We start from the raw sequence: 12,680 nt of genomic DNA, 5'->3' as shown, positions 1-12,680 counted from the left end.
TAGGGCCATGAGCGATCTCAGCACCCGTCACACGATCCACAAGGACCACTTCCACCACGGCTGGAACAACGCGTTCCCGCCCTGCCTGACGATCGCGCCGGGCGAGACCGTGGAGTTCGAGACCATCGATGCGTCCTCCGGCCAGCTCTCGCGCACCTCGACGGCCGCCGACCTCGAGAAACTCGACCTGGCCCACGTCAACCCGGTCACCGGACCGGTCTTCATCGACGGCGCGAAGCCGGGCGACGCGCTCAAGGTCACCGTGCTGTCGCTGCGTCCGTCGGGCTGGGGCTGGACCGGGAACATCCCAGGCTTCGGGCTGCTCACCGACCAGTTTCCAAAGGCGAGGCTTCATCACTGGAACTACGACCCCGGATTGACGCCCGCGATGTACGGACCCGGCGGGCGCGTGCCGCTTCGGCCCTTCACGGGAACCATCGGCGTGGCCCCGGCCGAGCCTGGCCTGCACAGCATCATTCCGCCGCGCAATGTCGGCGGCAACATGGATGCCCGCGACATCGCGGAGGGCACGGAACTCTATCTCCCGATCGAGGTCGACGGCGCGATCTTCTCGGTCGGCGACACCCATGCGGCGCAGGGCGACGGCGAAGTCTGCGGCACGGCGATCGAAAGCGCCATCGACGTCGCCCTCAAGTTCGAACTGGTGAAGGACGCCCGCCTGCGCTCGCCGCGCTACGTCACGCCCGGTCCGGTCAGCCGCCATTTCGACACGAAGGGCTACGAAGTGACGACCGGCATCGGCCCCGACCTGATGGCCGGCGCCCGCATGGCGGTCTCCGAGATGGTCGAGCTTCTGAGCCGGCGCTACGGCTACGAGCCGATCGATGCCTACATGCTGTGCAGCGTGTGTGCCGACCTGCGCATCAGTTCGATCGTCGATGTGCCGAACTGGGTGGTCTCGTTCTACTTTCCGAGGGTGGTGCTGGAATAGCCCAAGCCCGCCATCAGGCGGGGCAAGAGGTCTTCCGAAGCGCCCCTGAGCACGACGGACGCCAGGGCGTCCAGATGCAGCGGCTCCATGTTGAGCGTGATGAGCCTGCCGCCGCCGGAAAGCGACTGCAGCGGCAGGTCCGCAGCCGGATAGACCACGGCGGTACTGCCGACCACGACGAAGACGTCCGCCTCCTGCGCCGCTGTCTGGGCGTCCAGCAGCACGCCCTGATTGAGCATCTCGCCGAACATCACGACGTCCGGCCGTGCGCGCGAGCCGCAACGCGTGCACCGCTGGAAGAGCCAGGGGCCGCGGCGGTTGCCGCAGCGGTCGCATCGCCAGCGCCGCAGCGATCCGTGCAGTTCCAGCACGTCCATGCCGCCGGCGAGCGTCAGGAGGCCGTCCACGTTCTGCGTGACGAGCCGCGTCGAAGGGCGCAGCCGCTGCAGATGCGCCAGCGCGAGGTGCCCGGGGTTGGGCTTGGCGGCCTCGACGACGGCCAGGCGATGCGCCCAGAACTTCGAGAACCCGGCCGGATCCCGCGCGAGGTCGTCGGCATGCGAGAACTGGACGGCGTTCTGGGTCATCCACAGTCCGTCGGCATCGCGGTAGGTCGGAATGCCGGACGCCTTGGACAGGCCGGCGCCGGAAAAAACGACGATGCGCCGTGCGGTGCGCAACAGTTCGATGGCGGCGTCGAGCGCCTCGTTGCTTTCAGTCATCGATCGGAGTTGCGGGATCGCTTTCGTACAGGAAACCCCCAATTTTGCCCTCAACCCCACCCCAGAGACGCTCCAGCCGATCGAGGCCCGATCCCAGAAATACCGTGGAACCGGCTCCGCCGGGCCACTGGTATTGCCCCCGGTAGGGGGTAGGCGAAGCGACACGAAGTGCGCGAAGCCTGGGGGCGAGCTACATGTCCAACCCGGCAAGGCACACGTACTTGATCTCCAGGAAGTCGTCGAGCCCGTACTTCGATCCTTCGCGGCCCAGCCCCGACTGCTTGACGCCGCCAAAGGGCGCCTCCGCCGTCGAGATCAGCCCGGTGTTGACGCCGACGATGCCGCATTCGAGCGCCTCGGCGACGCGCATGATGCGGCCGATGTCGCGGCTGTAGAAGTACGAGGCGAGGCCGAACTCGGTGTCGTTGGCCAGCGCGATCGCTTCGGCTTCGGTGTCGAAGGCGAAGATGGGCGCCAGCGGACCGAAGCTTTCCTCGTGCGCGACCAGCATGTCCGCCGTCGCGCCGCCGATCACCGTGGGCTGGTAGAAGCGCCCGCCCAGTGCATGACGCTGGCCGCCCGCCAGCACCTTGCCGCCCTTGGCGACGGCGTCGGCCACGTGCTGCTCGATCTTGGCCACGGCCTTGTCGTCGATCAGCGGCCCCTGGTTCACGCCGGGCTCGGTGCCCTCGCCGACCTTCAGGGCGTTGACCTTGGCAACCAGCTTCTGCGTGAAAGCTTCGAGCACGCCGCGCTGCACATAGATGCGGTTGGCGCAGACGCAGGTCTGGCCGGTGTTGCGGTACTTGGAGACCATCGCGCCCTCGACGGCCGCATCGACGTCGGCGTCGTCGAACACGATGAATGGCGCGTTGCCGCCGAGTTCGAGCGATAGCTTCTTGATGGTGTCGGCGGATTGCTTCATCAGCGTGCGGCCGACCTCGGTCGAGCCGGTGAAGGTCAGTTTGCGCACGATGGGGCTGCGCGTCATCTCGCCGCCGATCTTCGAGGCCGAGCCGGTCAGCACCGACAGCAGCCCTTTGGGCAGTCCGGCGCGGTCGGCCAGTTCGGCGAAGGCGAGCGCCGAGAACGGCGTCTGCGTCGCGGGCTTGACCACCATGGAGCACCCGGCCGCCAATGCCGGCCCGGCCTTGCGCGTGAGCATCGCGGTCGGGAAGTTCCAGGGCGTGATCGCCGCCGTCACGCCCACCGGCTGCTTCAGCGCCAGGATGCGGCGGTCGGCCTGCGGCGCCGGGATGGTGTCGCCGTACACGCGGCGCGCTTCTTCGGCGAACCACTCGATGAAGGACGCCGCATAGGCGATCTCGCCCTTGCTCTCGGCAAGCGGCTTGCCCTGCTCCGTGGTCATGATGAGCGCGAGATCGTCCTGGTTGGCGAGCATCAGGTCATTGAGCTTGCGCAGGATGGCCGAACGCTCCTTGGCCGGCCGCTGCGCCCAGGCGCGCTGTGCGACCTCGGCCGCGGCGATGGCGCGCACGGTCTCCTCGGTGCCGCACATCGGCACGGTGCCGATCTGCTCTCCATTGGCCGGATTGGTGACCGGAACGGTTTCGCGGTTGTCCGCATCCACCCATTCGCCGGCGATGAAAACCTGCTGGCGCAGCAGGGTCGGATCCTTCAGTTTCAACATGTCTCGCACTCCGTGGATAGAGAGGAGGCACGATACCCGCGATGGCGCCGGCCCACATCGGGCGCGGCGAAAACCACCGGTCGCGCGCATTTCTTGGCCTTCATCAAGGTCTTCGGGAAAATCAGCTGTGGTCAGGGCGCGGTCAGCCGATAAGATCGCGGCCGATTTTCAATTCGGAGAGATCATGAAGAAACTACTCGCCTTGACGGCCATCGCCGCAGCGGTGGTGGGCGCACATGCCCAGGACTTCCCAAGCAAGCCCATCAACATCGTGGTGCCTTTCGCAGCCGGCGGCCCGACCGACCGCGTCGCGCGCGACCTGGCCGAAGCGCTGCGCAAGCCCCTGGGCGGCGTCAGCATCGTCGTCGACAACGTGCCGGGCGCCGGCAGCTCGATCGGTGCGGCCAAGGTGGCGCGTGCCAATCCGGACGGCTACACGCTGCTCCTCAACCACATCGGCATGTCGACCATTCCGACCCTGGTGCGCAATGTGCCCTTCAAGGTCGAGACGGACTTCGAATACCTCGGCATCGTCAACGACGTGCCGATGACGCTGATCTCCAAGCCCAGCATGCAGGCGAACAACTACAAGGAACTGTCCGCCTGGATCGCCGCCAACAAGGGCAAGATCAACCTCGGCAATGCCGGCGTCGGCTCCGCCTCGCACCTGTGCGGCCTGCTCTTCCAGACCGCCACGAAGACCGAGATGACGCCCGTGCCGTACAAGGGCACGGCGCCCGCCATCACCGACCTGATCGGCGGCCAGATCGACCTGCTGTGCGACCAGACGACCAACACCTCGCCGCAGATCGAGGCCAAGAAGGTCAAGGCCTTCGCGGTGACGACCAACAAGCGGCTGACGACGCCGTTGCTCAAGGACCTGCCGACGCTCCAGGAGTCGGGCCTGAAGGACTTCCAGGTCACGATCTGGCACGGCCTCTATGCACCGAAGGGCACGCCGGCGGCTGTCACCAAGAAGATCAACGACGCGCTGAAGGTCGCGCTGAAGGACCCGGACTTCATCAAGAAGCAGGAAGGCCTGGGCGCCGTGGTGGCGAATGACGGCCGGATCGAGCCGGACGGCCACAAGAAGTTCGTCGCAGCCGAAATCGCCAAGTGGAGCCCCATCATCAAGGCGGCTGGCGTTTACGCTGATTAAAGGGCTCGCCCCCAGGCTTGCTCACTTCGTGTAGCCGCCTACCCCCTGCCGGGGGCGCCGCCTCCGGCCTGGCGAAGCCAGTTCCGGGGCAGCCGTAGATCAAAAAGCAAAAGCCCCGCATGCGGGGCTTTTGAGTTGGTGGAACACCGCGGAACCGGCTCCGCCGGGCCGCCGGTGTTGCCCCCGGCAGGGGGTGGGCGAAGCGACACGAAGTGCGCGGAGCCTGGGGGCGAGCAACTATTTCGGTCTTATTGCGTCCGCAGTGCCTTGGATGAAGGCCTTGAGCTTCTCCACGTCATCCGGGGTCAGCTTGCCGCTGAAGTCGGGCATGCCGCGTTCCATCGCCGGGCCCTTGAAGACGAACTTGTCGAGGTTCTCGATGTAGGACGAGTTCATGTAGCCGAGGTTCGGGATGTTGCCGCCGCGGTCGACGCCCGGCACGCCGTGGCAGAAGACGCAGTTGCTCACGTAGAGCATGGTGCCGGCCTCGACCTTGGCGGGGTCGTACTTGACGCCCTGCAGGAGCTTGTCCATGCGGTACTGCACGAAGTCCGGCTTGGGTGCGTTGCCGCCGACCGCGAAGGTGTAGACGGTGCCGGGCCCTTGCCGGTCGGTCGCGCGCTGGGCGAGGCCGTAGACGCCGCCCCAGCCGACCGCCACCGACACGTACTGCTTGCCGTCGACCATGAAGGTGGCGGGCGCGGCCACCACGCCGGTGCCAGTGGGTGTTTCCCAGAGTTTTTCGCCGGTCTTGGCGTTGTAAGCGACCAGGCGGCCATCCGCGGTGCCCTGGAACACGAGATTGCCGGCGGTGGTGAGCGTGCCGCCGTTCCAGGGCGACGCGTGCTCGACACCCCACGCTTCCTTCTGCGCGACCGGGTCCCACGCGATGAGGCGGCCCATCGGCTTGCTCGCGGGCGGCTGCGCGTTGGCGAACATGGCGGTGTTCCAGCCCAGCGCCGCATGCGGACGGCCGGGCGCGTTCTCGTTGAACTTCCAGTCCTTGTCGTCCATCAGGTTGAGCGGCACGTTCTGCGCCGGCAGATAAGCCAGCCCCGTCTGCGGGTTGAAGGACATCGGATGCCAGTTGTGCGCGCCGAAGGGGCCGGGGATGCTGTCGCCGGGCTTCGTGTTCTGCCGTGCGGCCGCAATCTCGATCGGCCGGCCGTTCTTGTCGAAGCCGCTGGCCCAGTTCACGTCGACGAAGTTCTTCGCCGAGATGAACTTGCCGTTGGTCCGGTCGATGACGAAGAAGAAGCCGTTCTTCGGCGCATGCAGGATCACCTTGCGCGGCTTGTTGTCGATCTTGATGTCGGCCAGGATCATCGGCTGCGTGGAGGTGTAGTCCCAGTTGTCGCCGGGCGTCTCCTGGTAGTGCCAGACGTACTTGCCGGTGTCCGGGTTGAGCGCGACGATCGACGCCAGGTAGAGGTTGTCGCCGCCCTTCGGGCTGCGCTTGCTGTGGGCCCACGGCGAGCCGTTGCCGGTGCCCACGTACATGAGGTTGAGTTCGGGGTCGAAGGTCAGCGTGTCCCACGCCGTGCCGCCGCCGCCCGCTTCCCAGTACTTGCCGCTCGGGTCCCAGGTCTTCGCGGCCTTGGCCATCGACGCGTCCTCGAAGGGCTTGGACGGATCGCCCGGCACGGTGAACCAGCGCCATTTCTGGTCGCCCGTGGCAGCGTCGTAGGCCGTGACGTAGCCGCGCACGCCGTACTCCGCGCCGCCGTTGCCGATGATGACCTTGCCCTTGAACACGCGCGGCGCACCGGTGATGGTGTAGGACCTCGCGTGGTCGATGAGGGTGTCCTTCTCCCAGACCGGGTGTCCCGTGGCCGCGTCGAGCGCGATCAGGCGGCCGTCGTACGAAGCGACGAACACCTTGCCCTGGTAGAGCGCCACGCCGCGGTTGACCACGTCGCAGCAGCCCTTGTAGCCCTTGGAGCGGTCGACCTTCGGGTCGTAGGTCCAGATCTTCTTGCCGGTGCGCGCATCGATCGCGTGCACCACGCTCCACGAGGCGGTGACGTACATGATGCCGTCCACCACCAGCGGGGTGGCCTCCACACCGCGCGTGGACTGCAGGTCGTACGACCATACGAGGCCGAGATCCTTCACGTTGCCCGCGTTGACCTGGTCGAGCTTGCTGAAGCGCGTCTCCGCATAGTCGAGGCCGTAGCTCGGCCAGTCCGGCGTCTTCGCGGTGTTGGCGCGGATGAAGGAGCCATCCACGCGCTGGGTGGCCGCCTTGATGTGCTCGGGCGAGCCCTTCGCGGGTTGGGCCGCAGCGGTCGCGGCCCCCAGGCACAGCAACGCGCCGAGCGCCAGCGCGGCGTGGGTCTTGGTCATCGTGTCGTCTCCTGTCGTTGTGTGGCGAAGGATCGCCGCCTCGGCGGCTTTGTTCATCCTCGGGATTTCCCTAGACCCCGACTGTTCCATTGCGGAACAGATTCGACGTCTTTCCCCACTCTGGAGACGGCATGCCCCTGTCAACACGCAATCCGGCGGGTGGTCCTCGGCAGTTGTTCGCGAAGACGTCCGCAGAGCGCGTGGCACTGGCCCGGCAGCAGTTCTTCGAGGAGGGCGTGCGCCCTTCGGGGCTGATCGGCGAGGCGGTGATCCAGTCGTGGATGCGCTGCACCCGCACCCACGCGGACCGGCGGCGCGTCGTGGCCTTCGATGCGGTCACGCCGAGCCGCCTGCATGCGACGCTGGGCCGCAACCGCGAGTTGCTCGACGCCGCGCGCCAGGAGCTGATGGGCATGGAAAGCTCGCTGGCCGGCACCGATTGCCGCGTGCTGCTGACCGATGCGCAAGGGGTGATCGTCCATGTCACACAGCATCCGTCGACCACCGGGCAACCGATCCTGCAAAAGACGGCGCGGCTCGGCGTCAACATCGCCGAGAGCGTGGTCGGCACCACGGCGCCGGGCATCGTCGCCACCACCGGCCTGGCCTGCACGGTGGCTGGCGCCGAGCACTACTTCGAATACCTGCGCGAGATGCAGTGCGCGGCGGCGCCGATCCGCGACGTGCACGGGCGGCTGGCGGGCGTGCTCGATCTCACCGTGGAATCGCGACGCTTCGGCTTCGATGCGGCCTCCATGGTCGCGCTCTACGCCACCACCATCGAGAACCGCCTCCTGCTGGCCCAGTCGAAAGACCGGCTGGTGCTGCGCTTCCAGGCCAGCCCGACGCTGCTCGGCACGCCACTGGAAGCGCTCGCGGGCATTGCGCCGGACGGCACCGTCGCGTGGTTGAACGCGGCCGGCTCACGCCTGATCGGCGGCGTGCCGGAGGCGGGGCCGTGCGATGTCGAGATGCTGTTCGGCCTCGACCTCGACGGTTTGCTGTGCATGGGCGGCCGCGAAGCAGCGCAGCCCGTGCGGCTCGCGAGTGGGCTCGGCGTGTGGTTGCAGGCTCGGCTGCAGGCGCGCGACGGACTGGATTTCGGGCATGCGGTGAGCATGGCGCCGGCCGCGCAATCCGTCGTGTCCGAGGTGAGCACGGAGTCGGCGGCAACGGATCCGGCGCAGCAACCTGCGGCAGAACCGGATTCACTCGTCGAAGGGGACAGCACTCTGCGTGGGCACAGTCGCAAGCTAATCGAAGAAACTCTGGCCGCTCACGGCGGAAACATCTCGCATGCCGCGAGGCAATTGCGCGTGTCGCGCGGCACGCTGTACCGCCGTCTCAAGAGCTGGCGGCCCGACGAGGCCGGGTGAGGCGCTACGCCGCCGATTCGGCCGCTGCCGCGCGCTCGCGTCGCGCTTCGGAATTCGGATGCAGGGGCCGAAGGTACTCGTGCAACGCCAACGCCGCCGCACCGACCGCCGACGCCCATTCGCCATAGCGCGCAGCGCGCACCACGGGCGGCGGCATGCCGGCGCTTTCGGCGTAGCGCCCAACCGTTTCGATGGCCAGCCGCAGGAAATCGGGGTGCGCGTCGCACGACTTCCCTCCGACGACGATCGCGCGCGGCTCGAAGGTCACCCACAGGTTCTGGAGCAGCACCCCGAGGAAGCCGGCCGCACGGCGCAGGTCGCTCGCATCGCGGTCGAGCACCCGCGAGCCGAGAAAGACTTCGGCGCAGCCCAGCCGCCCGCATGAACATCGCGGCCCGTCGATCTGCAGCACCGTGTGGCCGATCTCGCCCGCCATGCCTTGCGCGCCGATGAAAAGCCGATCGTTCAGCACGATGCCGGCGCCGACGCCGACGTCGCAGCTCACGAAGATCAACGGGTCCTCGCCCTCGCCGTCCGAGAACTCGAATTCGCCGAGCGCGCCCGTGTCGGCGTCGTTCTGCAGTTGCACGGCGATGCCCGAAATGCCCTCGCGGGCGAGCGCTTCGGTCAGCCCCGGCAACAGGCTGACATTGCGCCAGCCAAGGTTGGGCGCAAAGCGCACCACGCCGGTCGCATCGTGCACGGCGCCGGGAACGCCCACGCCGATGCCCGACAGGCTCAGCCCCGACGCGAGCAGGTGCCGATGGGCAGGAGCCACCATGCGCGCGACCTGCGCGCACACCACGGGCGGCGCATGGTCGCCGAGCGGTTGCGCATCGGAATAGAGCACATCGCCGAGCAGCGAGACACACACGACGCGCACTACCTCGACGGCGATCTCCACGCCGATCAGCGCGCGAACGCCGACGTTGATACGCAGCGGTGTCGAAGGTCTGCCGAGCCCGTCGACGACCGGCGCACCGGCCTCGTCGAGCCAGCCGTCGTCGAGCAGCTCGCGCACCAGCAGGCTCACCGTCGATTTCGTGAGGCCGCTCTCGGCCGCCAATCGTGCGCGCGAAAGGCCCGGTTGCGCGCGAAGCAAGCGCAGCAAGACGCTGCGATTGATGCGACGGACCAGTTGCTGGTCACCGATCATGGAGGCACCCCCAGGCTTCGCGCACTTCGTGTCGCTTCGCCCACCCCCTTGCAGGGGGCGATGCCTGCGGCCCGGCGAAGCCGGTTCCGCGGCATCCCCGGATTGGCTCGTGCGATCACCGGGGGGCCTGCTCCTTGCCCTCCGGCCGCTTGCCGGCAATGATCATTCCCAGCACCTCGTCCTCGGTGACATCGTCCGTGCGATAGGTGCCGACGAGGCGGCCGTTCTTCATCACGGCCAGCCGGTCGCTCAGGCCGAACACATCGGGCATGTCGTGCGTGATGAGGAAGATGCCGACGCCGTCGGCCTTGAGTTGCCTCACCAGCGCGCCGACCATTGCCGTCTCCTCCGGCCCGAGCGCCGCGCAGGGCTCGTCCATGATCAGGATGCGGGCGTTGAAGTACAGCGCCCGCGAGATCGCCACCACCTGCCGCTGGCCGCCGGAGAGGCGACGCACCGGCACGCGGATGTTGGTGAAGTTCTTGTTGAGGCGCTGGAACACCTTGCGCGCCTGGCCTTCCATGAAGTGGTCGTCGAGCGTGCGCCAGGGCGTGAGCTTTTCGCGGCCGAGGAACAGGTTGGCGACCGAATCGAGGTTGTCCGCCAGCGCGAGCGTCTGGTAGATGGTCTCGATGCCTTGCGCCTGCGCTTCGGAGGGCGTGCGGATGCTGACCTTCTCGCCCGCGATGAGCGTGTCGCCGGAGTCGATCGGGTAGGCGCCGGCGAGCATCTTCATCAGCGTCGACTTGCCCGCGCCGTTGTGGCCGAGCAGCGCGACCACTTCGCCGGGGTAGAGGTTGACGCTGACGCCGTCGACCGCCTTCACGCCGCCGAAGGCCTTGTGGATGTCGCGCAGTTCGACCAGGGGTGGATTGGTCGTCATCTAGTTCTCCCCGAATTTCTTGCGGTAGAGCACGTCGAAGACGACCGCGATGATCAGCACCTGCCCGATGATCACCATGCGCTTGCCGATCGGCACGTCCAGCAGCAGCATGCCGCTGTCGAGCGATTGCATGATCAGCGCGCCGAGCACCGAGCCGAAGATCGACCCGCTGCCACCGGCGAGCGCCGTGCCGCCGATCACCGCGGCGGCGATCACGTAGAGCTCCATGCCGCTGCCCAGCGAGTTGGTGCCGGCATTGAGCCGCGCGATGGAGACGATCGCCGCGATGGTCACCAGCACCGCGAGCAATGCGAAGAGCATCAGCGTGACCCGCTTGACCGGGATGCCGACCAGCGCGGCAGCATCGGGATTGCCGCCCATGGCGAACACATAGCGGCCGAAGCGCGTGCGATGCACGATGAACGACAGCACCACCGCCACCACGGCCCAGATCAGCACCGGGATCGGCATGCCCTGCGCCTCGGTCTTCGACGAGATCTGGTAGCTGTTCATGGTCGCCGCGAAGGCGAAGACGACGATCACGGGCACCACCGTGAGCAGGAGGTCCAGCCACAAAGGCTCGACCGGCATGTCATGGCGCTGCCGCGCGCGCCGCTTCTGCAGCATGCGCGCAAACAGCACGACGCCGACGAACGCCGCCAGCACCCACGTCGCCGTGGTGCCGATGCCGCCGTCATAGCCGCCGCCGAGTCGCTGGAAGAATTCGTCGTTGACCGGCTGCGTCTTGCCGTCGGCCACGAGGAACGCGGCCCCCCGGAACGACATGAGCCCGCCCAGCGTGACCACGAACGACGGCACGCCCAGCACGGCGGTCAGCCCACCCTGGTAGAGCGACACCAGCAGCGCCACGGCCAACCCGGCGAGGCTCGCCGCCGGCCACGACCAGCCGGCGGTGTATTGCAGGTACGCGACCAGCACGCCGACGAAACCCATCACCGAGCCCACCGACAGGTCGATGTGGCGCGCCACGATGATGAGCACCATCACCGTCGACACGATGCCGACCACCGCCGTCTGCTGCGCAATGTTGTAGAGGTTCTCGGGCGACAGGAACACCCCGCCCGACATGACGTGGAACACGATCGCCATCACCACCAGCAGCACGCTCATGAGCATCAGCCGGAGGTCGACGCCGCTGCGGCGCCACAAGCCCGGGGACGAACTCATCTCATGTCTCCATTCCAGAAACACCGCAGAACCGGCTCTGCCGGGCTGCAGGTGTTGCCCCCTGCAAGGGGGTGGGCGGCCACACGAAGTGGGCAAGCCTGGGGGTGTGCCTCATTTACAAGCTGACGGGGCCTTGTCCCCAGAGACACCCTTGCAGAGTTCATCCTTCTTGATCCAGCCTTCCTTGACAACGACATCGAGGTTGTCGCGCGTGATGGGCACCGGCGTCAGAAAGCGCGAGGAGATCGCGAGCTTCTTCTCGCCACCGCTCCAGTTGGCCGCCTTCTCCGCCGGCTTGCCTTGCGCCAGCGCAACGGCGGCGGAGGCGGCTTCGCGGCCGAGTTCGCGCGAGTCCTTCCACACCGTGACGGTCTGCGTGCCGAGCGCGACGCGGTTGAGCGCGGCGAAGTCGGCGTCCTGGCCCGACACCGGGATGCCGCGGATGCCCTTGGCCGTGAGCGCAGCCACCGCGCCGCCGGCCGTGCCGTCGTTCGCCGCCACGACCGCATCGACCTTGTTGCCGACCTTGGTGAGGATCTGCTCCATGTTCTTCTGCGCCACTTCGGGCTTCCAGCCGTCGGTGTATTCGTCGCCGACGATCTTGATGTCGCCCTTCTTCACCGCGTCGGCGATCACCTCCTGCTGGCCGGCGCGCAGGAAATTGGCGTTGGGATCGGTGGGCGAGCCCTTGATCATCACGTAGTTGCCCTTGGGCTGGACCTTGTAGACCGCGCGCGCCTGCATGCGGCCGACCTCGACGTTGTCGAAGGTGATGTAGAAGACGCCCGGCGTTTCGATCAGCCGGTCATAGGCCACCACCGGCACCTTCTGCTTCATGGCCTTGTTGACCGCGGGCAGGATGGCGTCCTTGTCCATGGCCAGCACGATCAGCGCCTTGGCGCCCTTGGACATCAGCCCCTCGATGTCGCCGAGCTGCTTTTCGGGCGAACCGCCGGCGTCGGCGCTGATGTACTTGGCACCCAGCTTCTCGAGCTGCGCCTTGATCGCGGCCTCGTCGGTCTTCCAGCGCTCTTCCTGGAAATTGGACCAGCTCACTCCCACCACGGTCTGGGCGCAGGCGCCAATGGCGGTCAGCCCGAAGGCCAGGGTGGTGAGGGTGCGTGCGAGCTTCATGTGCGGGTCTCCAGGCTTGTGATGAATCGTCGGCTTGAATTAGTTCGAGCCACGAACTAACTATCGCAGCGGACCCTTTGCAGTGGCATCGGGACATTCCCTGCGGGTAAATG

The 12,680-nt window shown here is 67.2% G+C and carries 10 protein-coding genes; 3 read left to right on the top strand and 7 right to left on the bottom strand.

Going from position 1 to position 12,680, the window contains the following annotated elements:
* The first annotated feature begins 7 nt into the window (after nt 1-7).
* The gene (locus QTH90_RS28560; RefSeq protein ID WP_286667943.1) at nt 8-952 is read left to right on the top strand and encodes an acetamidase/formamidase family protein; all 945 of its coding nucleotides are present in this window, start codon (nt 8-10) and stop codon (nt 950-952) included.
* Here QTH90_RS28560 and QTH90_RS28555 read toward each other — a convergent pair.
* Nucleotides 925-1,674, bottom strand: coding sequence for an SIR2 family NAD-dependent protein deacylase (locus QTH90_RS28555; RefSeq protein WP_286667942.1), 750 nt, complete (start codon nt 1,672-1,674; stop codon nt 925-927). The genes QTH90_RS28560 and QTH90_RS28555 overlap by 28 nt on opposite strands.
* A gap of 190 nt (nt 1,675-1,864) precedes the next feature.
* Nucleotides 1,865-3,325, bottom strand: a complete 1,461-nt coding sequence (locus QTH90_RS28550) for an NAD-dependent succinate-semialdehyde dehydrogenase (protein WP_286667941.1) — start codon at nt 3,323-3,325, stop codon at nt 1,865-1,867.
* A 184-nt stretch (nt 3,326-3,509) separates the two neighbouring features.
* Between QTH90_RS28550 and QTH90_RS28545 the strand changes: the two genes are divergently transcribed.
* On the top strand, nt 3,510-4,484 hold the full coding sequence (locus QTH90_RS28545) for a tripartite tricarboxylate transporter substrate-binding protein (protein ID WP_286667940.1): 975 nt from the start codon (nt 3,510-3,512) through the stop codon (nt 4,482-4,484).
* 237 nt (nt 4,485-4,721) lie between these two features.
* Here QTH90_RS28545 and QTH90_RS28540 read toward each other — a convergent pair whose 3' ends face one another.
* Nucleotides 4,722-6,830, bottom strand: coding sequence for a PQQ-dependent dehydrogenase, methanol/ethanol family (locus QTH90_RS28540; protein ID WP_286667939.1), 2,109 nt, complete (start codon nt 6,828-6,830; stop codon nt 4,722-4,724).
* Between the two features lie 131 nt (nt 6,831-6,961).
* Here QTH90_RS28540 and QTH90_RS28535 point away from each other — a divergent pair, with 131 nt between their 5' ends.
* Nucleotides 6,962-8,206, top strand: coding sequence for a helix-turn-helix domain-containing protein (locus QTH90_RS28535; RefSeq protein WP_286667938.1), 1,245 nt, complete (start codon nt 6,962-6,964; stop codon nt 8,204-8,206).
* A gap of 4 nt (nt 8,207-8,210) precedes the next feature.
* Here the strand turns inward: QTH90_RS28535 and QTH90_RS28530 are convergent, their stop codons facing one another.
* The 4 genes from QTH90_RS28530 to xylF all read right to left on the bottom strand — a co-directional run bounded on the left by QTH90_RS28530 (nt 8,211) and on the right by xylF (nt 12,567).
* A complete protein-coding gene (locus QTH90_RS28530; protein WP_286667937.1) occupies nt 8,211-9,362 on the bottom strand; it encodes an ROK family transcriptional regulator in 1,152 nt (383 codons plus the stop codon).
* Nucleotides 9,363-9,477: 115 nt separating this feature from the next.
* Nucleotides 9,478-10,245, bottom strand: coding sequence for an ATP-binding cassette domain-containing protein (locus QTH90_RS28525; protein ID WP_286667936.1), 768 nt, complete (start codon nt 10,243-10,245; stop codon nt 9,478-9,480).
* Nucleotides 10,246-11,433, bottom strand: a complete 1,188-nt coding sequence (locus tag QTH90_RS28520) for a sugar ABC transporter permease (RefSeq protein WP_286667935.1) — start codon at nt 11,431-11,433, stop codon at nt 10,246-10,248.
* Nucleotides 11,434-11,544: 111 nt separating this feature from the next.
* Nucleotides 11,545-12,567: a D-xylose ABC transporter substrate-binding protein gene (gene xylF / locus QTH90_RS28515; RefSeq protein ID WP_286667934.1), complete on the bottom strand. Its 1,023-nt coding sequence runs from the start codon at nt 12,565-12,567 to the stop codon at nt 11,545-11,547.
* Nucleotides 12,568-12,680 lie beyond the last annotated feature (113 nt).

It is taken from the genome of Variovorax flavidus (genome assembly GCF_030317145.1).
GTDB lineage: Bacteria > Pseudomonadota > Gammaproteobacteria > Burkholderiales > Burkholderiaceae_C > Variovorax > Variovorax flavidus.
This window is presented reverse-complemented; position numbering and strand designations above follow the sequence as displayed.

What these genes read in the sequence shown, in the direction of transcription:
- QTH90_RS28560 (WP_286667943.1), top strand. Translation starts at nt 8, where the DNA reads ATGAGCGATCTCAGCACCCGTCACACGATCCACAAGGACCACTTCCAC.
- QTH90_RS28555 (WP_286667942.1), bottom strand. Translation starts at nt 1,674, where the DNA reads ATGACTGAAAGCAACGAGGCGCTCGACGCCGCCATCGAACTGTTGCGC.
- QTH90_RS28550 (WP_286667941.1), bottom strand. Translation starts at nt 3,325, where the DNA reads ATGTTGAAACTGAAGGATCCGACCCTGCTGCGCCAGCAGGTTTTCATC.
- QTH90_RS28545 (WP_286667940.1), top strand. Translation starts at nt 3,510, where the DNA reads ATGAAGAAACTACTCGCCTTGACGGCCATCGCCGCAGCGGTGGTGGGC.
- QTH90_RS28540 (WP_286667939.1), bottom strand. Translation starts at nt 6,830, where the DNA reads ATGACCAAGACCCACGCCGCGCTGGCGCTCGGCGCGTTGCTGTGCCTG.
- QTH90_RS28535 (WP_286667938.1), top strand. Translation starts at nt 6,962, where the DNA reads ATGCCCCTGTCAACACGCAATCCGGCGGGTGGTCCTCGGCAGTTGTTC.
- QTH90_RS28530 (WP_286667937.1), bottom strand. Translation starts at nt 9,362, where the DNA reads ATGATCGGTGACCAGCAACTGGTCCGTCGCATCAATCGCAGCGTCTTG.
- QTH90_RS28525 (WP_286667936.1), bottom strand. Translation starts at nt 10,245, where the DNA reads ATGACGACCAATCCACCCCTGGTCGAACTGCGCGACATCCACAAGGCC.
- QTH90_RS28520 (WP_286667935.1), bottom strand. Translation starts at nt 11,433, where the DNA reads ATGAGTTCGTCCCCGGGCTTGTGGCGCCGCAGCGGCGTCGACCTCCGG.
- xylF (WP_286667934.1), bottom strand. Translation starts at nt 12,567, where the DNA reads ATGAAGCTCGCACGCACCCTCACCACCCTGGCCTTCGGGCTGACCGCC.